Genomic DNA, 23,889 nt, shown 5'->3' on the forward strand with positions numbered 1-23,889 from the left:
CAATATAGGGGTAAAATAAACGTAGAAGGTTTAAATTCCATATTTGAAGAACCGGTTCTTCTGCAAATAAAAGAAGATGTGAGGAAACTATTAGGTCCATTTTCAATATTTCTTTCCCATAATCTCATTTTTCTATTCGATCATTTTTTTAAATATTGTCCAAAGTGCATGGAAGAAGGAAATCATTATTTATTTCATCAATTTACTTTTTTAGATCAATGTCTTATACATAATATGCCTTTGGTTGAACATTGCCCTGTTTGTAACCATCGCAGATTTTCGGAATTTTGCTTCAATAAAAAAAGTTTCTATATTTGTCCCTATTGTGAAATTGACTTATTCCGACATTTCATGATACACTCACCAATGGAGCTTGTTGCAAAAAGTTATCATAATAAATCAATACAGTTGAATCTTCCATATATTTCGGACAAAAGTTGTACTATAATTGAGATTAATCCCTGGCGATTAAAAATTAAAAATAAGCTTCCGGATTTTGGTGCTAAATTTATAAAAGATTATCTTATCAATGGCGAAAAGAGTAGTTCAGCGACAATTAGTGTGCGAAAAGTAACGAAATTAACTAAATATGAAATTAGTAATCTGAACAATTATTACTCTAATTGCGATTGTGATTGGATTAATTTAGTAAAAGACTATTCGAAAAATGATTTGTCGATTCTTTCATCACTTGAAAATATCATAAATAAAGTCGACTACCGGATCAAGAATACCTTCAAGGTTGGCTATCATTGTGAAAATATGAATCGAACAAATATTAATTATAAAACGAAATTAAATAATGTTTTTATAAAATGTCTCTATGGTCATAAAAAAATAAAAAAAGAACAATATGCATATTATCTATGGCTATATTCCTGTATACTTAGAAATAGGGCAGGAGAGTGTAATACTTCTTTCTTGCTGTTCTTATATGAATATCTCATTCAACTCTTTTATGATTTTTTTAATGATCCCAAAAGCACAGTAATTTCGGCTGATGTTTTCCGGCTTGCTTCTAAAATTATCGAGTTTTATTTATTTGAATACTTTTGTAGACTATTAGGTTTTATTGAGAATAATATTAGAAATGGTGACTTTATAAAAATAATCACAGAAGATCTTTTAGATTCTGGTATTTCAGTTGGCCCAGCCTATAAAGGCATTATTATCGAGAATGATCTCTTTTATAATGTCTATTTTTTCGAAGAAGAAGAGTCTCAGGTGAATGAAGATTATCGAAACAATATAGATAATATGGAAACAATGGTTGGGGGATATAGTCTGATTGTACGCTACAATGTTTCCATTGGATAATTAAAAGGCGTAATACTTTTTTTACTGAAAGTTGGCATTACATATAGAAATTATTTTTTTCATGAAAACCTTCCATTTTTTACGGGTTATATGTCAAATTTTACCTATTTTTAAAATAAAATAGGTATCATACGAACCTGTCATTTTATTTTGCATTTTCTTCACCGGAGATAATAAAATTTCATATTTCTGATTATTGTTCATAGAATTCAATTAAATTCGTTATTTAAGTCCGATAAATTATACATAAGCGCAAATAAATGAATTATTTTTTACCACTTATATGTCAAACTATGTCCGAAGTATATGTCAATGCACAACTAAACGAAACGAAGCGCAGTTTGAATTCGAAATAAGCATAAATATTTTGTCGCAAAATGTAAGTTTCGTGACATAATAGCAAAAGTATGATAAACTAGAATCAAATCTGCCGATGTTTGTTAACATTCCATAATTCTGCTAAGTATCTCAGCAGCTGAAGCCTACTAACCCGGCAAATAATTTTAGGAGACTCCGATGCCAATCCCAAAGAATCAAACTGATAAAATTATTCCCAATAATCCATTGCTCGATGAATTCCTCAATTATGTTATAACCATTAAAGGTTATTCTGAAAAATCCGCCCAGGCTTACCGCTATGATCTGATTATTTTTTTTCGCTTCCTAAAACGTTATTTTGCGATAGTTCCTCAGTCGCTGCCCTTTGATTCGATTTCAATTGATGATATTGACATCGACGTATTAAAGTCGGTTAATCTCGGGATTCTCTATGCCTTTCTTTCCTACTCAAGTAAGGAACGGCAAAATGCCGATGCGGCCCGAAGCCGCAAGGTCTCTTCCCTACGTTCATTCTTTAATTATCTGTGCAATAAGCAGAAGTACTTTCTGCCCAACCCGGTGACTGATTTGGAAATGCCCAAACTCCCGGCCCGTCATGCCCGTTATCTGGAATGGGACGAAGCGGTGGATTTGCTTAAAGGCATATCAGGCCGTCACAAAGAACGGGATTTTGCCATTGTCACGCTTTTTCTTAATTGCGGGATGCGGCTTTCCGAACTGACCCAAATAAAAATTTCCGATATCAAAAACGATGCCCTACGCATCATTGGTAAGGGTAATAAAGAGCGCACCGTCTTTTTAAACCATGCCTGTTTAAAAGCCATCAACCGCTACCTGGCAGTACGCCCAGAGTCTGACTGTGCCTATCTCTTTCTCAGCCAGCAGAATGGCCCAATCAGTAATCGGGCGGTTCAGCACCTAGTCAAGAAACATCTGGCGAATTGCGGCCTTAATACCGACGAAATCAGCGTTCATAAACTCCGTCACACTGCCGCAACGCTGATGTTTCGCTATGGTAACGCCGATCTGCGTTCAGTACAGGAAATTCTTGGGCATCAGAATGTCTCAACCACACAAATCTACACCCACGTCAATGAAGAAATCCTCCGGGATACCCTCAATCAAAATCCCTTGGCACAGTTTGAAAGTGATGATTGAAAACTAATAGAGTATATTAGTTTCACAAGAACTTACGTTTGCCATTAATCTGGTGATATGTTATAATAAAGCATAACTATTTTGGAGGAAAACTCATGTACGAGGATTTAAACAGCAAACAATTAGATATCTTGAAATTCATCGAAACTCAAATGCGCGATAAACGTTATCCCCCATCGGTGCGGGAAATTTGTGCCGCTGTTAATCTGAAATCGACTTCCACTGCCCACACCTACCTGAAAAAGCTGGAAGAGTTGGGTTATATCAGGCGAGATTCAACCAAAACCCGGGCTATTGAGGTGTTGCGCCACGATCCCAACGAAACAATTTCAAGTCACTTTGACGAAAAAACAATTATCTCATTGCCAATTTTAGGATGCGTCACTGCCGGTGCCCCAATTCTGGCAATTGAGAATATTACTGATATTTTCCCGCTGCCGCTGGATTTTACTGAATCTGATGACGCCTTTATTCTTGAAGTCAAGGGCACTAGTATGATTGAAGCCGGGATTCTCGATGGTGATAAAATCATCGTCAGAAAGCAGGACACAGCCAGAAATAATGACATCGTGGTTGCCCTTCTCCTGGAAGATAACGAAGCTACGGTCAAACGTATTTTTTACGATGAACCCAATAAAATCCGGCTACAACCGGAAAACAAGACCATGGATCCAATTATCTGCGATGCTCAGAATCTCAAAATTCTAGGCAAGGTAACCGGTCTGATCCGCAAATTTTAGAGAACTAAAAAAAGATGTTTGCACATCTTTTTTTAATTTCCAGCTAATCCAGTTTCATTTTGTCTTCAATGCTTTTAAAGACATCTTTCTCAATATGATTTTTGTTGGCTTTAACCAATTCGATCTGGCTTTCGAACAACTGATTTTGAAGATCAAGAATCGTTTTGCGGCTGGTTTCACTTTCTATTTTTCCTTGTCGTAGGTGTTCCCGGTATTGGGCCAATAGATCATTTTTTTCATCCAATTCTTTTTGCAGCAATTCTTTTTCTTCAACCAGTGTTTGATATTTTTCTTGTTCTTCGGCAAGCAAATCGCTGAGATTCTTGAGTTCAGCTTTAACTTGTTTCACCTCGTCGATTTCTTTGGCTTTTACTTCTTCACTGCTGCGAATTTCTTCTTCTGCATTGAAAAGGCGTTCGGTAATATTCATACAGCCTAAAATCGCAATCCGAATATGATTGGTAAAAGGATTCGCAGCCTTGACCCGTTCCAATTCGGTATTGACGTAGTCAGAAACGTGCTTAATATGCTCTTCGTTTCCCTTAGCCTTTAAATTAAATTCGGTGTCAAGTATGCGCAATTCCATGATTGTTTGTTCAGGCATTTTTTCCTCCTGTGAAATAAATTTAATTCTCAAAAGTGATAATCAGGTTCTTCTTTGTTATATTCTATTATAGGTAATAAACTTAAAAAATACAATTAATTTATTAATTAAAACTGCTCAATGACATCCGTCAGCTCCGTATTGCTTAAAATCCGATAGTCAATCTGTTTTGTCTCAAGATGCTTAAAGCCAGCACGTGATTCGCTATAGATAACCGGAATGGAATAAATCGCCTTCTGGTATTTTCTTGCATAATCCAGGGTATAAATGGTTCCGCTCCCCGGTGAAAAATTCGAAACAATCACAAACTGACTGGCTGCACTCTGAAGACGATCCCGCTCTATGAACTTATAAGGCTGGAATGGCTCATGATGAGAATATTCGGATACCAGACATCCCCCCATAGCACAGATTTCTTCAGCCAACTGCTGATTGGCACTGGGATAAACGGGAGCCAAACCTGAAGGCAAAAAGGCCACCGTCTTACCACCGGCATCCAGACATCCCTGGTGTCCATAAGAATCAGAACCGATAGCCAGGCCACTGATTACCACAAAATTGTTTTCAGCTAATAACTTACCGGCTTGAAAAGCAAAATCTGCCCCCAGAGCGGAAGGTTGACGGCTGCCAATCACTGCCGCCCGTTTGGAATGTGTTAAAATACGCAAGTCGCCCTTATAAAAAACCAGAGCCGGATGATCCGAAAATCTCAAGCTATCCGGAAACTCTTCATCCCAATAAGAACAGCAAGTGATTCCCAACTTCCCACATTCTTCGGCTAGTTGCCGGGTATAGTCCCCAGCAGCAACGATTTCGGCTTTGCTGATCTGACTGGAAATCATCCCGAAGGTCTGGCCAATTTCAACCAATTCCCGGAAACAAAGCTGCTGAGGGGCGGTGATCAACTCCAGCAGGCGGTTCGTTTTCTGACGGCCGACCCCTTTTAATTGCTGAAGCCCAACAATATGCTCACAAATCAGATTCATGATCGTTTCAATACTTACTCACGGAGTTGGGCATCAAATGCCTGTTTCAATTCACCAAGAATCTGGTCAATAACCGGGTTGATATCATTGTCAGTGAGGGTTCGTTCGTGGTGACGGAAATTTAAGGCATAAGCCAGACTCTTATAACCATCCGGAATTTGAGCCCCAGTATACACGTCAAACAATTCGAAACTTTCAAGGATTTCACCGCTGTTTTTGCGTATAATCGCTGCGATCGCCGCCGCTGGGATCTCAGCTTTAACTAAAATAGCCAAATCGCGATTAGAAGCCGGGAATTTTGGCAGGTCGGTAAATTTATTATCCAGGGAAGCAGATTCAAAGAGTTCATCAAACGATAACTGACAAACATAACACCGTTTTGGTAGTTCATAATGTTTGACAACAATCGGATGAATCTCCCCGATTTCCCCAAGTTTAATACCCTTTACAAAAATTTCCGCTTTTCGTCCAGGATGAAGGAAGTCCGATCCCCCGGCAACAAAATCCGGATCGTCGATTCCGGAATGCTTAAGAAGCAGCTCGACCACCCCTTTTAATTCAAAATAATCGCCGCTGCCGTAAGTACTTATGGCCAGTTTCTTGGCTTCAATCGGTAATTCACCTGAGTTGGAATTTTTTTGATAAGTATTGGACAATTCAAAAAAACAGCCCGTTGGATTTTTGCGATTATAGTTTAATGAAATCACTTCCAACTGATGACCAATAAGGGTATGACGCATGATGCTGTTTTCTTCACCCAATGGATTAATCAGTGGAATCAGGTTGTCTTCAAGTTGAGTATTTAGTCCACGAAGACGCTTTTCGCTGGTAAAAGAGGATGTCAGGGTTTCATAATACCCCTGACCCACCAGAATGTTTTTCAGGCTGTCTTCAAATTTCTGCACTGGGGTTTTACCGCCAACCATCGTTTCACCACCCATGATGGTGCCAGGGATGCGATCGTAGCCAAAAATCCTTACCACTTCCTCAGCCAGATCTTCTTTTAGCTCGATGTCCATCCGATAGCTGGGTACTTCAACTTCCAGAACGGTATCGCTTATTCTTTTCACTGTAAAGAATAACCGGGTCAACATGCTTGAAACTTCCTCAACAGTCAAAGAAATCCCCACAAACGCATTAAACCAATTCACATCGAGGGCCACTTTTTTTAATGTGGCCACCTGAGGGTAAACATCAATCATCCCTTCGATAACATCACATGCACTAATATCCAGCAATAGCTGGGTAGCCCGCAGTGCTGCCACTGAGGCTAATTCGGGATCAACACCTTTTTCAAAGCGTGACGACGCTTCGGTTCGCAAGCCCAGTTGTTTGGCCGTTAAGCGTACACTGCCTTTGTTAAAGTTGGCCGATTCCAGGACAACCAGGCTGGTTTTTTCAGTGATTTCAGAATTTTCACCGCCCATGACCCCAGCAATGGCTACTGGGGCTTTACCATTGGTGATCATTAGCATCGATTCATCAATTTCACGCTCTTTATCATCTAATGTGACAATCTTCTTATCCACAACAGTTCTGACTACAATTTCCTGGGATTGGAGACTGTGGTAATCAAAAGCATGGAGCGGTTGGCCCAACTCAAGCATCACATAGTTGGTGACATCAACAATATTGTTGATTGGCCGTACCCCACTGTTTAGCAACTTGATTTGCAGCCAAAGCGGTGAGTCTTCGATTTTCTTGACTTTGAGCATCTTGGCGACATATCGAGGACAAGCCGGATCTTCAATACGGACTGCTAAATAATCGGCGATTTCTGCGTTACTTTCTGATGTGGCATCATATCCTGTAACTTCAGCCATCGGCAGATCCAGTGTTGCTGCTGCTTCCCGGGCGATCCCCACAATCGATTGGCAATCCGACCGGTTAGCAGTCAGTTCCACATCAATGATCACATCATCAAGCCACAGCAATTCACGGGCATCCATTCCCAGTGGTGTATTTTCCGGCAGAATTAAAATCCCTTCCATGATTTCTTTAGAAAATAAATCGGTGTTCATTCCCAGTTCTTCAATTGAGCAGAACATTCCGTATGAAAGCACTCCTCTGAAATCATTGGTACCGATTTTGGTTCCATTAGCAATGACCGCACCATCAATCGCTACCGGAACAATGGCACCTTCAAAAACGTTTTTGGCAGCAGTGACAATCACCCGTTCATCCATTCCCAAATCTACCGTGCAGATGGTCAGCTTATCCGCATTGGGATGAGCTTCAATTTTGGTAATTTTTCCGGTAAAGATATTAACAACATTTTCCGAAACAATCGTTAGAGTTTCTACCTTTGTCCCAGACATCGTCAGAGCCTCCCCAAAATCAAATGGTGCCATTTTTATATCAACAAATTCTTTTAACCAATTCAGTGAAACGAGCATAGTTGGGTTCCTCCTATTTAAACTGCGCTAAAAAACGCAGATCATTTTCAAACAATAAACGCAGATCGTTGATGCCGTACTTGATCATCGTGATCCGGTCAAGACCCATGCCAAAGGCAAAGCCACTGTATTCATCCGGATCGATACCACAGAAACGCAAAACATTCGGATGAACCATCCCGCAACCAAGAATTTCAATCCAGCCGGTATTACTGCAAACCTTACAGCCAACGCCACCGCATTTAAAGCAGGTTACATCCATCTCAGCGCTTGGTTCGGTAAAATAAAACTGGTGGGGGCGGAACTTGGTTTTCGTCTGTTCTCCAAAAAGTTTCTTGGCAAATAAATCAAGGGTTCCTTTTAGATCACTCATGGTGATACCTTTATCAATAACCAATCCCTCCATTTGATGGAAGACTGGAGAATGAGTCGCATCGATTTCGTCGCATCGATAAACCCGACCCGGTGAAATAATCCGTAGGGGTGGCTGCTGTTCTTCCATGACCCGAACTTGAACCGGCGAAGTCTGGGTTCTCAGAACGATATCATCCTGATAGTAAAAGGTGTCTTGGAGGTCTCGGGCCGAATGATCCTGAGGAACATTCAAATAATCAAAATTATATTTTGCCCATTCAATTTCCGGACCTTCGGCAATGGAGAATCCCATTCCCAGAAAGATTTCTTTTAAATCATTGATAATCGTGGTTAGCGGATGCAGATTTCCTGCCTGATGTTTTTGCCCCGGCAGGGATACATCGATGCTTTCTTCTTTGATCTGCGCTTCAATTTCCTGGCGTTCCAGAAACTGTTTTTGCGCCATGATGTTGCTTTCAATTTCTTCCCGGATTTCATTGGCCAACTTGCCAATGATCGGACGTTCCTCATTAGAAAGCTTTCCCATGCCTTTTAGGGCAATGGTCAGTTCGCCTTTTTTACCCAGATACTTAATTCTAACATTATCTAATGTTTTCAGTTCGGTAACAGCATTTAGATCAGCTATACAGCGATCTCTTAATTGTTTGAGTTCTAACTCCATTTCTTTCTCCTTATAAATAAAAAAATCGTCCTCTCAAAAGGACGAAATCATTCCGCGGTACCACCTTAAATTAATACTCAATTGTATTCACTCAAAATTTTAACGCAATTAACGTTAGCTGCTATAAAACATCAAAATTGGTTGATGCGGTTCACAGCTAAAACTCCAGAGGGAACTTCAATAAATTTAAACACAAAATCTCTCAGCCTGGGATTTTTTCTCTGTAAAGTCTAATCTTTATTTACTCGCTCTATCATTGTAGATTAGTTATTCAATTATCTTCTTGCTTTGATCTGGAATACTGAAAGTGTTTTTACTTACAATCCCGAATCAGATCATACATGATGATGCCTGCAGCTGTTGACACATTTAGTGACTCCGCCTGACCAAAAATGGGAATTTTCAGTAACAGATCGCAGCATTCACTCATTTGTTTTGACATTCCCTGGGATTCATTTCCCATAACAACAGCAAACGATCCGCTGAGGGACTGACGTTCCCACAAGGAACTGCCACTTAAGGAAGTGCCGATTATCATTACTTGCTGATCTTTTAACTGCTTGACCGTTTCAAGCAAAGAAGAGACCTGTATAATTGGTATGTGAAAGACTGATCCCATCGAACCCCGCAGCACTTTTTCATTGTAAATATCAGCTGTTTTGGCTGATGTAATCACACAATCAAAGCCAGCAGCATCGGCAGTTCGAATAATGGTGCCAACATTGTAGGGATCCTGAACATCCTCCAGCAAAACGGTGCGTTTAATGGTTTTCGGTTGGCTGCTCATTTTATATAGCACCGCCATTATTCCTTCGGGTTTTTGTAAACTGGACAGGCTTGCCAAAATTGTTGGACTGACAATTGCAATGGTCACTTTATTTTTCTCCAAAGCAACCAGACAATCCCTGATGGAAGCACCATTGACTTCCAACCAGGTACTAGTGATAAAAATCTGCTTAAACTGCAATTGATTTTTAACTGCTTCCAGAAAAAGTTTGGTGCCTTCGATGGCAAATACACCTTCGGTATCCCGAAAAGATTTACTGTTGAGTTTACGCAAATACTTCAGTTGCTCATTATTTTTTGAAGTGATTTCGGGAAACATCGTTAATGGTCTTTTCGGGACAGTTTGTTAATCTCATTTATGGATCGATTCTCGCCCATTACAATTAATTTATCTCCGGCATGAATCACATCACTGGCCAAAGGAGAGGCATTCAGAACATCCAGACTCCGAATTGCAATTACATTCAAACCGTGCTTTTCTCGAAGGTTTAGCTGCTCCAGAGTCTTTTCTTCCCAGATATGAAGAGATTCCACCTCAACAATGGAATGGTTGGTATCCAGCTCCAAAATATCGATAAAATCGCCAGAAAACAGATTATGGGCAACCCGCTCGCCCATATCCCGCTCTGGAGAAAACACTTTTTTGACCCCTAATTTAAGTAGCACCTTTTCGTGCTGGGCATTGTTTGCTTTTCCATAGATTTCATTAATTCCCAGTTCCTGAGCATTGACTATCCCCATGATGCTGCTGTTAATGTCTGAGGTAATCGAAACAACCACCGCATCAACATTCTTTAAGCCAATAGACTTCAGCGCATTAATATCAGTCACATCCGCTTGCACCGCATAGGTTACCAAATTCGCAATGTTCTGAATTTTTTCTTCGTCATTATCGACGACAACAACATTACAGCCCAATTCGCTGAGGGTGATGGCCAGTGCTTCACCAAAACGCCCTAAACCAAGAACCGCAAACTGCTTTTCTTTCAATTAATACTCCTCCTCTAGCCAATCATAATGTTGCCTTCCGGCAATTTGAAATTTCCCACGTTTTCCCGGGCTCGTTTTTCACTGCGTGAAATCGCATAGGCTACCGTTAACGGACCCAGCCGGCCAACAAACATGGTCAAACTGATGGCTATTTTCCCCGCCGTTGATAAATGAGGGGTTAAACCGGTTGTTAAGCCAACCGTACCAAATGCTGAAAGCACTTCAAAAACCACCGTTTCAAAAGACGCTTCAGGTTCTGTACATAATAACACAAAAATCATGAAGATGACAATACCCAATGCAATGACAATCACTGAAATAGACCGGCGGATCGCTGGACCTAAGATGCTACGTTTAAATGCCACCACATCTTTTCGACCATGAAGAACTGAGACAACCGTCATCATAATGATCGCAAAGGTGGTAGTTTTAACGCCGCCACCAGTAGACCCCGGTGAAGCTCCGATAAACATAAACAGCATGGTTAAAAACAGTGATGGTGTTGTTAAAGCGGCAATGTCAATGGTGTTATAGCCTGCGGTTCTTGGTGTGATTGACTGGAAAGCGGCGGCCAGTAGTTTTTCGGGAAAAGAAAGTTTTCCCATGGTGTTTGGATTATTGTATTCAAAAATAAAAAAAAGCACAAAACCAATAATCAGAAGGACGCCGGTAACAGTCAAGGCCAGTTTGGCATGCATGGTCATCTTTTCAAATTTTCGAATGTTGATGATATCACTGGTAACAGCAAATCCCAAGCCCCCCAGAATAATCAGACCGCCAATAACAAAATTGACAATAAAATTGCCGACATATTTTGTCAAGCTGGAGTAATTTCCAAATAGATCAAAGCCGGCATTACAAAAGGCCGAAATCGAATGAAAAAAGCTGTATGCAGTGCCCCGTAAAAATCCATATTCCGGAATAAAAACCAGAGCCAATAATAATGCCCCAACTGCTTCAATGACCAGCGATGAAAAGAAAATATACTTGGTGAATTTGACTACTCCGGAAAGAGAATCCATGTTCACCGAGGATTGAATCAGCAGACGATCCTTGATCGTAATCCGTTTTCCCGCCAGTACAAAAAACATTGTCGTCAGCGACATGAAACCCAATCCACCAATCTGTATCAGTAAAATAATAACGACTTTTCCAAATACCGACCAAAAGGTACCGGTGTCTACAACCACAAGCCCCGTCACGCATACCGCTGAGGTCGCCGTAAATAATGCATTAATAAAACCACCGCTAGTTCCTGAAGCGCTGGCCATTGGTAAGGTCAACAAAGTGGCTCCCAGTAGGATCACCAGAGCAAATCCATAAATCAGCATTTCTGCCGGGGAACGTTGTCCCGCAAATTTTTTAAAGTTCCAACGTATTTTTTCTGCCATGATTCAAATCCTACCTAAAATATTTAATAACCATACCTATTCTAACACGACACAATAAAAAAGCAAGGATAATATCCATAAAAAAAACTTCTCAAGCATGGATAATCCGTTGAGAAGTTTTTCATTACGATTAGTTCATGTTTTTCTTTGATACTTCAACTAAGTCTTTGAAAGCATTACTGTCATTCATAGCCAGATCAGCTAAGATTTTACGGTCGATTTCAACACCAGCCTGTTTCAAACCAAACATAAATTTGCTGTAGCTTAAACCATGTATTCTGGCACCGGCATTGATTCGGGTAATCCATAATCTTCTGAAGTTTCGTTTCTTTTCTTTACGGCCAACATATGAAGATCTGAGTGCTCGCATAACGGCTTCATTAGCTGATCGATATAACTTACTCTTAGCACCATAATAGCCTTTTGCAAGTTTTAGTACTTTTTTATGTTTCTTTTTGGCATTAACGCCTTTTTTAATTCGCATTATCTATTTCCTCCTATCTTCAAATATTATCTTTTTACGATTTTGATCATTTTCATTACTACTTTAGCATCACCAGGTGCTAAACCAGTTGCTTTTCTTAAATTTCTTTTTCGCTTGCTGCTCTTTTTGTTAAGAATATGACGTTTGAACGCTCTTGAACGTTTAATATAACCTGATTTTTTTATTTTAAAACGCTTTGCAGCACCACGGTGGGTTTTCATTTTTGGCATAACTATTTCCTCCTCCCTGTACAAGGTTTCATTTATAAAAAACTATATCTGAGAAACGAACGTTTCACAATCAGATAGTCAATTAACAGTGTGAATTACTTATCTTTTTTGGGGGCTAAATACATAACCATGTTTCGGCCTTCAATTTTTGGTGCTTTCTCGACTACCGCCAGATCAGCAACCCGCTCAGCAAAATCCAGTAATACTTCTTTTCCCTGTTCGGTGTAAGCCATCTCTCGACCTCGGAAACGGATCGCCACCTTCACTCGGCTGCCTTGCTCTAAAAACTTGATGCAATTTTTAATTTTAACATTAATATCATGCTCTTCAACTCGAACCGACATACGAATTTCTTTAATAACCACAGCTTTTTGATTTTTTTTAGCTTCTTTTAATCGTTGAATTTCTTCGTATCTAAACTTACCGTAGTCAAGAATCTTACAAACCGGCGGTTTTGCGTTTGGTGAAACTTTCACTAGATCCAAATTTTTCTCATCGGCTAATGCTTGAGCTTCTCTGGTATTCATGACACCAAGCATTTCACCAGTTTCGTCAATTACACGGATTTCGCGATCACGGATCTCGTTATTAATTTCGTGTTGAACATCTTTGCTAATAGTAATATACCTCCATATAAAAAAATTGCAGGTAGAGTTACTCCACCTGCAAAAAAATACTTACGAACAATGATCATGCGTTCATTCATATTTACCTATTTCCCTGAGAAATGAGGTGAGAAGTGTGTTCCTCTACTTTGTTACTAAGCTAGTATATGCTTCTTTGAATCGATTGTCAAGTTTTTTTTTATGAAAGTAAGGCGCGGTCGTTGGCAAACTCTTCACCACTGACTTGGCCAAAGCGTTTTAGCAAATCTTCAACTGTGAGGCTCCGTTTTTCTTCACCGCTGATATCTAAAATTACATGGCCCTCATGCATCATAATCAAGCGATTACCATGTTCAATGGCATGGCGCATATTGTGAGTGACCATCAGGGTCGTCAGATTCCCTTCGTGGACAAAACGATCGCTGAGTTTTAAAACCTTGTCAGCTGTTTTCGGATCAAGTGCCGCTGTATGTTCATCCAACAATAACAGCTTCGGCTTTTTCAACGTCGCCATCAAAAGGGTCAAGGCCTGCCGCTGTCCGCCAGAGAGCAGACCAACCTTGGCATGAAGACGATTCTCAAGCCCCAGATCGAGATGGCTCAGGTACTCTTTATATATTTCCCGTTCTTTATTGCTAATTCCCCAGCTCAGTGACCGGGTTTTGCCGCGACGGTATGCCAGCGCCAGGTTTTCTTCAATTCCCATATTACCAGCTGTGCCCATCATGGGATCCTGAAAAACCCGGCCTATGACAGCTGAGCGTTTATGCTCGGGTAACTTGGTAACATTCTGTCCGTCAATCAGAATGGATCCCTTATCGACGCCAAAAACCCCGGCTACACAATTAAGAAAGGTCGACTTGCCGGCGCCGTTACCACCAATAACGGTGACAAAATCACCCTCGGCCAGAGACAGACTAAAATTTCGGAGGGCCACTTTTTCGTTGACCGTTCCGGCATTGAATTTTTTTTCAATTTCATTTATGACTAGCATTTTAGAGATCGCCTCCATTCATCGATTTTTTAATGGGACGAAGATAGCTTTTAAAGACTGGCAGTGACAGCGCAATGGCAACTGTTATGGCGGTAAATAGTTTTAAGTCGTTGGCTGGCATCCCCATTTTTAACACCAGGGCAATGATAATCCGATAGGTAATCGCACCGAGGACCAAAGAAATCAGGCAATTGAAAAAATTTCGGGTGCCAAAAATAACTTCACCAATAATAACCGAGGCTAACCCGATAACAATGGAGCCGATCCCCATTTGGATGTCCGCAAAGCTCTGACTCTGAGCGATTAATGAACCCGAAAGAGCAACCAGTCCATTACTGATCACCAGGCCTAAAATAATCATATTATTGGTATTAATGCCCTGGGCACGGGCCATCTGCGGATTGTTACCGGTTGCTCGGATGGCACAACCGATTTCGGTTCCAAAAAACCAGTATAAAAGACCAACAATTGCCATCACACTGATAAAGCCAAAAAGCATGACTGCATTGGTTGGGCTTAATCCCAGGTTCTCAAGTGGGGTAAAAACGGTGTCAATCCGCAGCAGAGACAGATTGGCTTTACCCATAATTCGGAGATTAACCGAATAAAGTGCTATCATCGTTAAAATGCCGGCCAGCAAGGCGGGTATTTTTAGTTTGGTATGTAGAATCCCGGTGACCAGTCCGGCCAGCATCCCGCCGACAAAAGCCAAACAGGTTGCGATGAATGGATTCATCCCGTTAAAAATTGAAAAAGCTGCGATGGCAGCTCCCATGGCAATACTGCCTTCGACTGTTAAATCAGCAATATCGAGTATTCGGTAGGTGATATATACGCCAATCGTCATGATCGCCCAGAGCAGGCCCAGCGATATTGCACCTAATAGTATCTCAAACATTATCATGCCTCACTTCTTATCTATTGTTTATGTTGATTAATAATTTTAGCAAGCAGCAATGGTACTCATTACTGCTTGCTAAATCGTTTCTATGTTAAGTTATTTATTTTGCGGTAATCACGTATTGCTGAAGATCCACAGGAATCGTTAAGCCAATTTCCTGTGCGACGGCACCGTTAATGGCATATTCAAACTTTGTTGCTGATTCAATCGGCATCGTTGCTGGTTCAGCTTCACCCTTAAGAATTTTTACAGCCATTAAACCAGTCTGATAACCCAAGTCTGAGTAGCTGATTCCTAAGGTCGCCAGTCCACCAGATTCCACCATTCCGGCTTCCCCACATATTACTGGGGTTTTTGACTGCGAAGTAATGCTTTGAACCTGAGGCATGGCTGAGGCAAAAACATTGTCAGTTGGAATATAAATGGCATCGCATTGGCTGACGATCGATTGGGTCGCCTGTTGTACGTCATTTGAGTTGGTAACCGTTACTTCGACATATTTCAGACCGAGTTTTTCAATGGCTTCTTTAGCGATTTTTGCCTGGATTACTGAATTATCTTCACTGGATGTATAAAGTACTCCAACGGTTTTTGCTGTTGGCACCAGTTTTACCAGAAGGTCAATTTGTTCTTTAATCGGATTCATGTCAGTGGTACCGCTGACATTCCCACCGGGAGCTTCGTTTGAAGAAACCAGACGAGCCGCTTCATAATCAGTGATGGCCGTTCCCAGAATCGGGATTTCAGTCGTTTTACCAGCAATGGCTTGAGCTGCTGGCGTGGCTATAGCTAACACCATGTCAACCTTGTTGCTGACAAAACGGTCGCTGATGGTTGAAAGATTACTTTGATCCCCCTGGGCATTTTGAACATCAAGGGTGATATTATCCCCATCTGTATAACCATTATCAGCCAAGGCAGTCACAAAGCCTTCCCGGGCTGCATCAAGGGCTACGTGATCCACGTATTGAACAATCCCGATGGTGGCATTCTTGCTGTCATCTTTTGACGCCGTACTTGAACAGCCAGCGCTTAAAGCGACCACAGCTGCAACGGTCAGCACAGCCATTAATTTTTTTCCGTGTTTTTTCATTTTCTTTTCCTCCATTTTCATTTTTATTCAATCAAACCTTTTCAGGCTGAATTGTTCGTTTTTAATATTTACACAAAAAAAATTCGTCTCTGTCTAACAGGGACGAACACAAATTCGCGGTACCACCTTGCCTTTGATGCATGTACATCACACTCTGCAAGTAACAAAAGTCACTTATCCATGATAACGGTTGGTATCCGGCCCAGCCTACCGGGCAGTGCCTTTCGGTGAGCAGCTCACAGGATGTATTCATAACGACGTCTTGCTTCCTTGCACCTACCGAAAGCTCTCTGTAAAGATCATCTTGTTATTACTGGTTCCTGATCATCACTTTATTGTTTTTTATTATATTGATACGGGTCGAATTTGTCAACCATTATTGCAAATTCGACCCGTATTATTCATTGATTAGTCTAAGGTTAATGATTTTGTTTTGATTTTTTCAATCAGCTTTTCTTTGAGATCCGCCAGGCTAATCAGACCAGCATCGCCAGTATCCCGGATTCGTAGCGCCAAGTCACCGCCTTCGGCTTCCTTATCACCAACCACCAGCATATAAGGCACTTTTTGCATCTGGGCTTCCCGGATCCGGTAACCCAACTTTTCATCACGACCATCCACTGAGGCCCGAACACCAATGGCGGTTAGTTCGTCGGCAATACCTTTGGCAAAATCATGATGGGCATCTGCTACCGGAATAATCATTACCTGCACCGGTGCCAACCATACCGGGAACTTCCCGGCAAAATGCTCAATCAGTATACCAAAGAACCGCTCAATACTGCCGAGAATGGTACGATGGACAATAACCGGACGGTGTTTTTCGCCGTCAGATCCAATGTAGTTTAGATCAAAACGTTCCGGCATCTGGAAATCCAGTTGAATGGTACCACATTGCCAGGTTCGGCCGAGGCTGTCTTCCAGATGGAAGTCAATTTTAGGTCCATAGAAAGCCCCATCGCCAGGGTTTAAGCGATAGTCGATTTCTTTCTTTTCCAGCGCGTTTCTCAGAGCATCGGTAGCAATTTCCCAGACTTCATCGGAGCCAATGGCTTTTTCCGGCTTGGTTGATAATTCGACCTTATAGTTAAATCCAAACACCCGGTACACATCATCTGCCAGATCAATCACCTTAATGACTTCTGCTTCAATTTGTTCAGGAGTCATAAAGATATGGGCATCATCCTGGGTAAAGTTTCGCACCCTCATCAGACCATGAAGCGCCCCATGCAGTTCGTGGCGGTGAACCAGACCCAGTTCGGCCATCTTTAATGGTAGATCCCGATAAGAATGGCCTTTGCGTTTATAAACCAGCATACCACCGGGGCAATTCATCGGTTTTACCGCATAGGAGGCGTCATCTATTTCAGTAAAATACATGTTTTCCTGATAGTGATCCCAGTGGCCGGAACGTTTCCATAGATCGGCATTTAAAATTATCGGTGTTTTTATTTCCTGATAACCCCTGAGCTGATGTTCCTGTCGCCAAAAATTCTCCAGTTCGTTGCGGATAATCATCCCTTTGGGGTGGAAAAATGGGAACCCCGGGCCTTCTTCCTGAAGTGAGAAAAGATCCAGTTCCTTGCCCAATTTTCGATGATCCCGCTTTTTTGCTTCTTCCAGTCGTGTTAAATAGGCTTCCAGTTCACTTTTTTTAGGGAAGCTAATTCCGTAGATTCGCTGAAGCATTTTATTTTTTTCATCACCACGCCAGTAGGCACCAGCCAAACTGAGCAGTTTAATGGCTTTAATCCCGCTGAGGTTTTGAATATGGGGACCCGCACACAGATCCGAGAATTCGCCCTGTGAATAGAAGCTGATAATGGCATCTTCTGGGAGGTTTTCGATAAGCTCAGCTTTGTAAATTTCACCTTCAGCATTAACTTTGGCCAGCGCCTCATTACGACTCAACACATAACGGTTGATTTCCAGGCCTTCCTTAACAATCTTGGCCATTTCTTTTTCAATTTTTTCCATGATTTCCGGTGTGATAACTACATCCACATCAATATCATAGTAAAATCCATTTTCAATAGCCGGGCCAATGGCTAGTTTGGCTTGAGGATAAAGCCGTTTAACCGCCTGGGCCAAGAGATGGGAACCAGTATGCCAAAAGGCGTGCTTGCCGCCCTCATCTTCAAATTTCAACAGATTAAGGGTGGCATCTTCATTTATGGCCTGGCGGATATCAACAACCTCACCGTTTAGTTCTCCAGCCAGGGTATTTTTAGCTAATCCCGGGCTGATATCATTGGCCACTTCAAGAACTGTAATTCCGGGTTCATAAGCCTTTATGGATCCGTCTTTTAACGTAATAGTAATCATCATTTTCTCCTTTTTTGCATTTCTATAAGCATATCGCGAATCTTAGCGATCCGACTGCTAAAAACGATTTAAATTTAAAAACAAAAAAGTCCCTTTGTCAAACAAAGGGACGTCTCAACGCGGTTCCACCCAATTTGATTCACAGTACGTGAATCCACTTAAGTTCTGAATAACGGTCAGCTCCGAAAAACCCTACTATTAACGAAAGCGCACATCAGAGCTTTCGGATCGAATTCAGGTTTCGACTCCAAGGTGGTTTTCAATTATCTTTCGTACAAGCAATTACAGCCAGGTTGCTTACTCTCTGAAACGTATGGATAACTTACTCGTCCTTATCAGCGTCTTTTTTTATTTTTATTGTCTATCAGTATAACCTTTATCTAACCAGGAATCAATACTTTTCAGAAAATTTAATATTTTATTGAATAACACTCTGCAATCCTGTTGCTGTAAAGAGCACTAATCCCGGCTGATCTGCAGTTGATAACGAAGCTCCGGAGAGTCGACTAAGAAAGGCTGCTGAAAAATATTGAAACTTGACCTGATTATAGATCTTTTTAGGAGCAAGATCGATAAAGTCAGCCAGATACTTATGAATATTATGCGGCTCTTTTAGAAACTCAAAGATCCATTCTTTATCCGGGGCCTGGTCACTCATACCCATTGGCATTCTAAAATTGCCCTGGGCGAGCCAATCATATCGAAGCCACTCATCAATCTGATCGACCTGTTGATGGTCCTTGAAAAAGTCGTGAAGAATACCAAAGATCTGTTCCTTTGATTTTCCCACATCATAATAGCCCTGATCTTCCCAATAACAGGAAAAGCGCTCAAAAAATTCGAAGGGCGTAAGAAAAATCTTATCCTCAAAAATATAGTTCATGCTTTGTTTAAAAACCCCACTATTGTAGTACCGATCGACCAATACTTCAATTTGACGTAATTGATAAAGTTCTTCTGCGCTGATGTATTTATTTGAAATAATTTCATAGGGTGGATAGCTGGCGTACTGATATTGATGAATTTCTGCTTCGTTGCGAATCCGGGTACCTTTTAGACATTTAAGAAAACCGAGCTGCAGCATATCCGGGCCAAGAGCTATCACCTGATTAAAGGATTCTCTAAAAATATCATAGCTTTCAAAGGGTAAGCCAGCAATCAGATCCAGATGGATGTGGATATTCTGTGGCACCAGCATTCTTTTTACATGCTCGGCAGTTCGGGTCACACTGATTTTTCGACCAATGGCGGAAAGGGTTTCCGGAGACGTGCTCTGGACGCCAATTTCAAATTGAATCAATCCCGGCGGGGCCGTTGTAAGTAGGTCAAGCATCTCATCATCAATCAGATCGCCAGTCATTTCAAAGTGAAAATTAGTTGTCCCGCCACGCTCTATCATATGGTTAAATATTCTTTTGGCCCGACTGATGTCGCAGTTAAAGGTACGATCCACCAGTTTGACCTGTTTGACACCGGACTCAATAAAAAAATCCAATTCAGCAAAAACCCGGTCGAGCCCCAACATATTTAATCCTTGTTTAGCTGAGGAAAGACAATAGGCACAACAAAACGGACAGCCCCGCATGGTTTCATAATAAATGATCTTATTCGTGAGGCTGGCCATATCCACATTAATATAGGGAAACACCAATTGACTTAAGGGTAACGCTTCAGTATCAGGTATTGTAAAAATCTGCTCCATTGAATTGCGATAGCAAAGTCCCGGAATTGTCTTAAGGCCTTCACGTCTATTACTGCACTCCAGCAGTGCTTTTAACTTGGCTTCCCCTTCACCCTGAATAATCAGATCACAAAAAGGATGGGCTTGCAGCAGCGCCGCTCCATCAAAACTAACCTCGGGACCACCGAAAATAATCTGTACCAGAGGATTCGCTTTTTTAATGACTTCCGCCAACTTGAGCACCATCTCCATATTCCAGATATAACAAGAGAAACCAATCCGTCTGGTATTCTGATCCAGAAGCAATTTGACAATTCGATGAAAGGGATCATTAATTGACGTCTCCACGATTTCGACATCAAAATCCGGCAGTTGTGCTTTCAAAGAACGTACTGCCAGATTCGTATGGATATATTTGGCATTAATGGCGACTAGGACAAGATCTTTCACGGTAACCTCCAGGCATTCGGGGATTCAATTCTGGGAATAAGTTAATAAAATTGCTTTGCTGCCGAGTCATCACACTCGTTGATGTCCTGAGCAGATGAACAGAACCAGATAAGCCAGTTTAACTTTGGACAACAACATTCCAGCGTAAACGGAAGCATGCTCACAGCGATTAAGAAAACAAACGATACTTGCTATACATTAAACCGGAAAAAAGTAACGTCGCCATCTTTCATGACATACTCTTTACCTTCAACCCGGGTGACTCCGCTTTCTTTGGCTTTTACTTCTGAACCGGCTTCAACCAGCTGATCGAAGCTGGTGATTTCAGCTCGAATAAAACCCCGTTCAATATCGCTGTGTATTTTTCCGGCAGCCTGGGGGGCTTTCGTTCCTTCAGTAACTGTCCAGGCCCGAATTTCCTGGGGGCCGGCAGTTAAAAAGGTAATCAGTCCCAACAGCTTATAGCCTGAGCGAATAACCTGATCCAGGCCAGATTCTTCCAAACCCATATCCGATAAAAACTCTGCCTTTTCAGCTTCGTCAAATTGGGCGATTTCTTCTTCAATTTTAGCCGATATTTTAATGATGTCTTTATGACTGCCGGAGTGATTTTCCTGCACTGTTGCCTTTAAACGGGTAACCATATCATTATCTTCATGGAGATCATCTTCAGAAACGTTGGCAATATACAGCACCGGCTTGATTGAAATCAGTTGAATGGTTTGGATAAATTCCCATTCATCCGCTGTAAAATCCTCGTCATTGGGCATTTTTCCACCTTCTAAGATTTCCCGGAGACGCATCGCCACTTCAATGTTAGCTTTTTCCTGGGGATTGGTCTTAGCGAGTTTTTTATTTTTTTCTATTCGTCGATCCAACATTTCAATATCAGCAAAGATCAGTTCCAGATTAATGGTTTCGAGATCATCAATGGGATCGATTTTTCCTTCGACATGTACCACGTTGTCATCTTCAAAACATCGGACCACATGAACAATGGCGTCAACCTCCCGAATGTGCGAAAGGAATTTGTTACCGAGACCTTCCCCCTTGCTGGCGCCGCGTACCAGTCCAGCGATATCCACAAATTCGATCGTAGTGGGAATAACCTTTTTAGAATTGTACATTTTTTCCAAAACCGCCAGACGGGGATCCGGTACGGTCACGACTCCGATATTAGGATCGATGGTACAAAATGGATAATTGGCAGATTCTGCTCCAGCCTTGGTTAAGGCATTAAATATAGTGCTCTTCCCAACATTGGGTAAGCCGACGATTCCTATCTTCATTATTACCTCTTTCTTATTTTCTTCTAATCTATTTATCCTGACATTTAAAAAGGTGGGTTTTCCCGTTCCGTTGGAACAAGAAGTACCACCATTTCAAATTGGTCAGCGCTTTTTCGTAAAACAGCCATCTATCGATTGACAACAGTGTTTTTCCATAATTTTTCGAGATTATAAAACTCCCGTTCTTCTGCATGGAAGATATGGACGATCACGTCGTAGTAGTCCAGCAAAATCCAACGAGCTTCCCGTAAACCCTCAACCCCTTTAGGAAAAATCTCGAGTTTTTGGGCTTCATACTCAATATTCTCTGCAATCGCCTTGACCTGTCGTTCAGAGCTCCCGCTGGCAATAACAAAATAATTGGCAATAGAGGTCATCTCCGTTACATCGATGACTTCTATATCATCACCATTTTTTGCTTCAATCCACTCTTTAATTTTTTGTGCAAATTCGTCTGGATTAATAATGATCACTCACTTTCTTTTTTAAATTTCTTGATTATTTTTTATCTTACATTTCTGGTTTTAATCAGCAAATCATTTCGTGCTTCAAGGGTATGCTTATGAAGCAAGGCTCCGGTTTGGGCTACATGGCAGATACTATTGGTTAAAGCCAATATGAGCGCCCGATCCAAATCAATTTCAGCTGCCTCACGAATGGCGTCTATCCCGGGAAAAGAGCGGTCTTTTTCGATATAATCTGCCAGATAAATAATCTTCTCCAAGGCACTCATTTTCTTGCACCCGGTGGTGTGGTAACATACCGCACGTTGAATCGCCGCATCAGTAATACCATAGCGTTCTTTAACCAATACTGCTCCCACCGGTCCATGAAGTAGTTGGGGATCATAACGACTAACACGGTCGACTTTGATTCGGTGCTCTTTGGCATAGCCAAGGAGCTTTTCATCCGACATATTTTTGGCACAGTCATGTAGCAGGGCTGCGAGTCTGGCCTGATTGAGATCAACCCCAAAATGACTCGCCAGTTGTTCAGCCGCTGCAACCACGTTAATCGTGTGTCGAAAGCGTTTTGAGCTCAGCTTATTTTCAAGATCAGTAATGATTTCAGCCCAGTTCATGTTGATCCCCATTTGTCTCATTCGGTAAATAGAGACCCTGCTCGTGGATATAGGCTTCCACGGGATCGGGTAATAAATACCGAATGGAGTAGCCATTCTTGATCCGAGATCGGATATCTGAAGAGGCGATGTCCATTTCCGTGGCGTAGAGTTTAAAAATCGATGCTCCATAAATCTCCTGAAGCTCTTTGATCCGCATATCCAGCCGCTCATGACTATACCCCGGGCGGAAGGTGGTGATGAACTTTACTGATTTTAACAGCTCCGGAGCACCCTTCCACAAGGTAATTTCAAACATTAAATCGGCCCCGGCAATAAAATAGAAATCACAGTCCGGATATATTTCTTTAATGCTGTTAATCGTGTCAATGGTATAGGTGATGCCACTTTGATCGATTTCATGGGTCAATATCTCAAAACTTTCATTGCCGGCAATGGCCAATTCCACCATTCTTAACCGGTGTTCTCTGGCAATTTCATCTTGTGATAATTTAAATGGGTTATTCCCTGTGGGAATAAACAAGACCTTATCCAACTCATATTGATCCCGGGCCGACTCTGCCAACAGCAGATGACCTGTATGGATGGGATTGAAACTTCCTCCCAGAAGACCGATTTTTTTCTTCATCTCAAACCTTTACTTTTTTATGAATTAGTGAATTTTCGTGATGGACTTAATGATTTTTTCTTAACCCGTTTGATGGGTTTCTGATTTTTAGTGGGAACTTCGATTTTTGTTTTTAATAAATTCTTTTTATAAAGGATGAATTTATTACCGATGGTACAGACAATTTCCGCTTTAGTGGCAGCGGCCAATTCGCGGGCGACGTCGCCAACTTCTTCCATTGAGTTATTCTGAACCTTTCCTTTGATTAACTCCCGGGCAATGATGGCATCCCTGGTTTGGATAACCACCTGCGGGGTAACGCCATCCTTGCCAACGAAGATGATATCAGGAATATCCATGGCCAGCTTTCTTAAATAACTTCTTTGTTTACTTGTTAACATTTTTT

General features: G+C 41.4%; 23 protein-coding genes and 4 other annotated features. Of the genes, 3 read left to right on the top strand and 20 right to left on the bottom strand.

The window, feature by feature from the left end:
• The first annotated feature begins 168 nt into the window (after positions 1-168).
• From Q7P33_RS10330 to lexA, 3 genes are all read left to right on the top strand, one after another.
• A complete protein-coding gene (locus Q7P33_RS10330) occupies positions 169-1,317 on the top strand; it encodes a hypothetical protein (protein ID WP_303870092.1) in 1,149 nt (382 codons plus the stop codon).
• A gap of 516 nt (positions 1,318-1,833) precedes the next feature.
• Entirely contained in the window at positions 1,834-2,814 is a 981-nt protein-coding gene (locus Q7P33_RS10335) for a tyrosine recombinase XerC (protein ID WP_303870094.1), read from the top strand.
• Between the two features lie 95 nt (positions 2,815-2,909).
• Positions 2,910-3,554: a transcriptional repressor LexA gene (gene lexA, locus Q7P33_RS10340; protein ID WP_303870096.1), complete on the top strand. Its 645-nt coding sequence runs from the start codon at positions 2,910-2,912 to the stop codon at positions 3,552-3,554.
• A 43-nt stretch (positions 3,555-3,597) separates the two neighbouring features.
• Here the strand turns inward: lexA and zapA are convergent, their stop codons facing one another.
• The 20 genes from zapA to Q7P33_RS10440 all read right to left on the bottom strand — a co-directional run bounded on the left by zapA (position 3,598) and on the right by Q7P33_RS10440 (position 23,884).
• Positions 3,598-4,158 (bottom strand): cell division protein ZapA, encoded by a 561-nt coding sequence (gene zapA / locus Q7P33_RS10345; protein ID WP_303870098.1) that lies wholly within the window; start codon positions 4,156-4,158, stop codon positions 3,598-3,600.
• A 107-nt stretch (positions 4,159-4,265) separates the two neighbouring features.
• Positions 4,266-5,144 (bottom strand): DNA-processing protein DprA, encoded by an 879-nt coding sequence (locus tag Q7P33_RS10350; protein ID WP_303870101.1) that lies wholly within the window; start codon positions 5,142-5,144, stop codon positions 4,266-4,268.
• Positions 5,145-5,158: 14 nt separating this feature from the next.
• Entirely contained in the window at positions 5,159-7,540 is a 2,382-nt protein-coding gene (gene pheT, locus Q7P33_RS10355) for a phenylalanine--tRNA ligase subunit beta (protein ID WP_303870104.1), read from the bottom strand.
• A gap of 13 nt (positions 7,541-7,553) precedes the next feature.
• Positions 7,554-8,576: a phenylalanine--tRNA ligase subunit alpha gene (gene pheS / locus Q7P33_RS10360; protein WP_303870105.1), complete on the bottom strand. Its 1,023-nt coding sequence runs from the start codon at positions 8,574-8,576 to the stop codon at positions 7,554-7,556.
• 34 nt (positions 8,577-8,610) lie between these two features.
• Positions 8,611-8,842: a binding site (T-box leader), on the bottom strand.
• Positions 8,843-8,889: 47 nt separating this feature from the next.
• Positions 8,890-9,681, bottom strand: a complete 792-nt coding sequence (locus Q7P33_RS10365) for an RNA methyltransferase (RefSeq protein ID WP_303870108.1) — start codon at positions 9,679-9,681, stop codon at positions 8,890-8,892.
• 2 nt (positions 9,682-9,683) lie between these two features.
• Complete coding sequence (locus tag Q7P33_RS10370; RefSeq protein ID WP_303870111.1) at positions 9,684-10,352, bottom strand: TrkA family potassium uptake protein; 669 nt, start codon at positions 10,350-10,352, stop codon at positions 9,684-9,686.
• Positions 10,353-10,366: 14 nt separating this feature from the next.
• Positions 10,367-11,743, bottom strand: a complete 1,377-nt coding sequence (locus tag Q7P33_RS10375; protein ID WP_303870114.1) for a TrkH family potassium uptake protein — start codon at positions 11,741-11,743, stop codon at positions 10,367-10,369.
• Positions 11,744-11,873: 130 nt separating this feature from the next.
• Entirely contained in the window at positions 11,874-12,230 is a 357-nt protein-coding gene (gene rplT / locus Q7P33_RS10380; RefSeq protein WP_070371430.1) for a 50S ribosomal protein L20, read from the bottom strand.
• A 23-nt stretch (positions 12,231-12,253) separates the two neighbouring features.
• The gene (rpmI, locus tag Q7P33_RS10385) at positions 12,254-12,457 is read right to left on the bottom strand and encodes a 50S ribosomal protein L35 (protein WP_070371431.1); all 204 of its coding nucleotides are present in this window, start codon (positions 12,455-12,457) and stop codon (positions 12,254-12,256) included.
• A gap of 95 nt (positions 12,458-12,552) precedes the next feature.
• Positions 12,553-13,080 carry a translation initiation factor IF-3 gene (gene infC / locus Q7P33_RS10390; RefSeq protein WP_084633632.1) on the bottom strand — a complete coding sequence of 176 codons (528 nt, stop codon included), beginning with the start codon at positions 13,078-13,080 and terminating at the stop codon, positions 12,553-12,555.
• Between the two features lie 7 nt (positions 13,081-13,087).
• Positions 13,088-13,218, bottom strand: a sequence feature (ribosomal protein L20 leader region).
• 43 nt (positions 13,219-13,261) lie between these two features.
• Entirely contained in the window at positions 13,262-14,056 is a 795-nt protein-coding gene (locus Q7P33_RS10395) for an ABC transporter ATP-binding protein (protein WP_303870120.1), read from the bottom strand.
• Position 14,057: 1 nt separating this feature from the next.
• Positions 14,058-14,954, bottom strand: coding sequence for an ABC transporter permease (locus Q7P33_RS10400; protein ID WP_070371434.1), 897 nt, complete (start codon positions 14,952-14,954; stop codon positions 14,058-14,060).
• A gap of 103 nt (positions 14,955-15,057) precedes the next feature.
• Positions 15,058-16,050, bottom strand: coding sequence for an ABC transporter substrate-binding protein (locus Q7P33_RS10405; protein WP_303870124.1), 993 nt, complete (start codon positions 16,048-16,050; stop codon positions 15,058-15,060).
• A gap of 95 nt (positions 16,051-16,145) precedes the next feature.
• Positions 16,146-16,387 (bottom strand) — a binding site (T-box leader).
• Positions 16,388-16,458: 71 nt separating this feature from the next.
• On the bottom strand, positions 16,459-18,375 hold the full coding sequence (gene thrS, locus Q7P33_RS10410) for a threonine--tRNA ligase (RefSeq protein WP_303870241.1): 1,917 nt from the start codon (positions 18,373-18,375) through the stop codon (positions 16,459-16,461).
• 102 nt (positions 18,376-18,477) lie between these two features.
• Positions 18,478-18,723, bottom strand: a binding site (T-box leader).
• A gap of 70 nt (positions 18,724-18,793) precedes the next feature.
• The gene (locus tag Q7P33_RS10415) at positions 18,794-20,506 is read right to left on the bottom strand and encodes a B12-binding domain-containing radical SAM protein (RefSeq protein WP_303870126.1); all 1,713 of its coding nucleotides are present in this window, start codon (positions 20,504-20,506) and stop codon (positions 18,794-18,796) included.
• A 191-nt stretch (positions 20,507-20,697) separates the two neighbouring features.
• Positions 20,698-21,795 (bottom strand): redox-regulated ATPase YchF, encoded by a 1,098-nt coding sequence (gene ychF, locus Q7P33_RS10420; RefSeq protein ID WP_303870128.1) that lies wholly within the window; start codon positions 21,793-21,795, stop codon positions 20,698-20,700.
• Positions 21,796-21,923: 128 nt separating this feature from the next.
• Positions 21,924-22,268: a ribosome silencing factor gene (gene rsfS / locus Q7P33_RS10425; protein ID WP_084633633.1), complete on the bottom strand. Its 345-nt coding sequence runs from the start codon at positions 22,266-22,268 to the stop codon at positions 21,924-21,926.
• 32 nt (positions 22,269-22,300) lie between these two features.
• Positions 22,301-22,876, bottom strand: coding sequence for a bis(5'-nucleosyl)-tetraphosphatase (symmetrical) YqeK (gene yqeK / locus Q7P33_RS10430; protein ID WP_303870130.1), 576 nt, complete (start codon positions 22,874-22,876; stop codon positions 22,301-22,303).
• On the bottom strand, positions 22,863-23,504 hold the full coding sequence (nadD, locus tag Q7P33_RS10435; RefSeq protein WP_303870132.1) for a nicotinate-nucleotide adenylyltransferase: 642 nt from the start codon (positions 23,502-23,504) through the stop codon (positions 22,863-22,865). Before nadD ends, yqeK begins: the two co-directional genes overlap by 14 nt.
• Before the next feature lie 17 nt (positions 23,505-23,521).
• Positions 23,522-23,884, bottom strand: coding sequence for a YhbY family RNA-binding protein (locus tag Q7P33_RS10440; protein WP_303870134.1), 363 nt, complete (start codon positions 23,882-23,884; stop codon positions 23,522-23,524).
• Positions 23,885-23,889: the final 5 nt, after the last annotated feature.

It is taken from the genome of Acetobacterium wieringae (assembly GCF_026646375.1).
Taxonomy (GTDB): Bacteria; Bacillota; Clostridia; order Eubacteriales; family Eubacteriaceae; genus Acetobacterium; species Acetobacterium wieringae_A.

Coding starts and splice junctions, on each gene's coding strand:
- Q7P33_RS10330 (WP_303870092.1), top strand. CDS start 169: ATGGAAGAAGGAAATCATTATTTATTTCATCAATTTACTTTTTTAGAT.
- Q7P33_RS10335 (WP_303870094.1), top strand. CDS start 1,834: ATGCCAATCCCAAAGAATCAAACTGATAAAATTATTCCCAATAATCCA.
- lexA (WP_303870096.1), top strand. CDS start 2,910: ATGTACGAGGATTTAAACAGCAAACAATTAGATATCTTGAAATTCATC.
- zapA (WP_303870098.1), bottom strand. CDS start 4,158: ATGCCTGAACAAACAATCATGGAATTGCGCATACTTGACACCGAATTT.
- Q7P33_RS10350 (WP_303870101.1), bottom strand. CDS start 5,144: ATGAATCTGATTTGTGAGCATATTGTTGGGCTTCAGCAATTAAAAGGG.
- pheT (WP_303870104.1), bottom strand. CDS start 7,540: ATGCTCGTTTCACTGAATTGGTTAAAAGAATTTGTTGATATAAAAATG.
- pheS (WP_303870105.1), bottom strand. CDS start 8,576: ATGGAGTTAGAACTCAAACAATTAAGAGATCGCTGTATAGCTGATCTA.
- Q7P33_RS10365 (WP_303870108.1), bottom strand. CDS start 9,681: ATGTTTCCCGAAATCACTTCAAAAAATAATGAGCAACTGAAGTATTTG.
- Q7P33_RS10375 (WP_303870114.1), bottom strand. CDS start 11,743: ATGGCAGAAAAAATACGTTGGAACTTTAAAAAATTTGCGGGACAACGT.
- rpmI (WP_070371431.1), bottom strand. CDS start 12,457: ATGCCAAAAATGAAAACCCACCGTGGTGCTGCAAAGCGTTTTAAAATA.
- Q7P33_RS10395 (WP_303870120.1), bottom strand. CDS start 14,056: ATGCTAGTCATAAATGAAATTGAAAAAAAATTCAATGCCGGAACGGTC.
- Q7P33_RS10400 (WP_070371434.1), bottom strand. CDS start 14,954: ATGTTTGAGATACTATTAGGTGCAATATCGCTGGGCCTGCTCTGGGCG.
- Q7P33_RS10405 (WP_303870124.1), bottom strand. CDS start 16,050: ATGAAAAAACACGGAAAAAAATTAATGGCTGTGCTGACCGTTGCAGCT.
- thrS (WP_303870241.1), bottom strand. CDS start 18,375: ATGATTACTATTACGTTAAAAGACGGATCCATAAAGGCTTATGAACCC.
- ychF (WP_303870128.1), bottom strand. CDS start 21,795: ATGAAGATAGGAATCGTCGGCTTACCCAATGTTGGGAAGAGCACTATA.
- yqeK (WP_303870130.1), bottom strand. CDS start 22,876: ATGAACTGGGCTGAAATCATTACTGATCTTGAAAATAAGCTGAGCTCA.
- nadD (WP_303870132.1), bottom strand. CDS start 23,504: ATGAAGAAAAAAATCGGTCTTCTGGGAGGAAGTTTCAATCCCATCCAT.
- Q7P33_RS10440 (WP_303870134.1), bottom strand. CDS start 23,884: ATGTTAACAAGTAAACAAAGAAGTTATTTAAGAAAGCTGGCCATGGAT.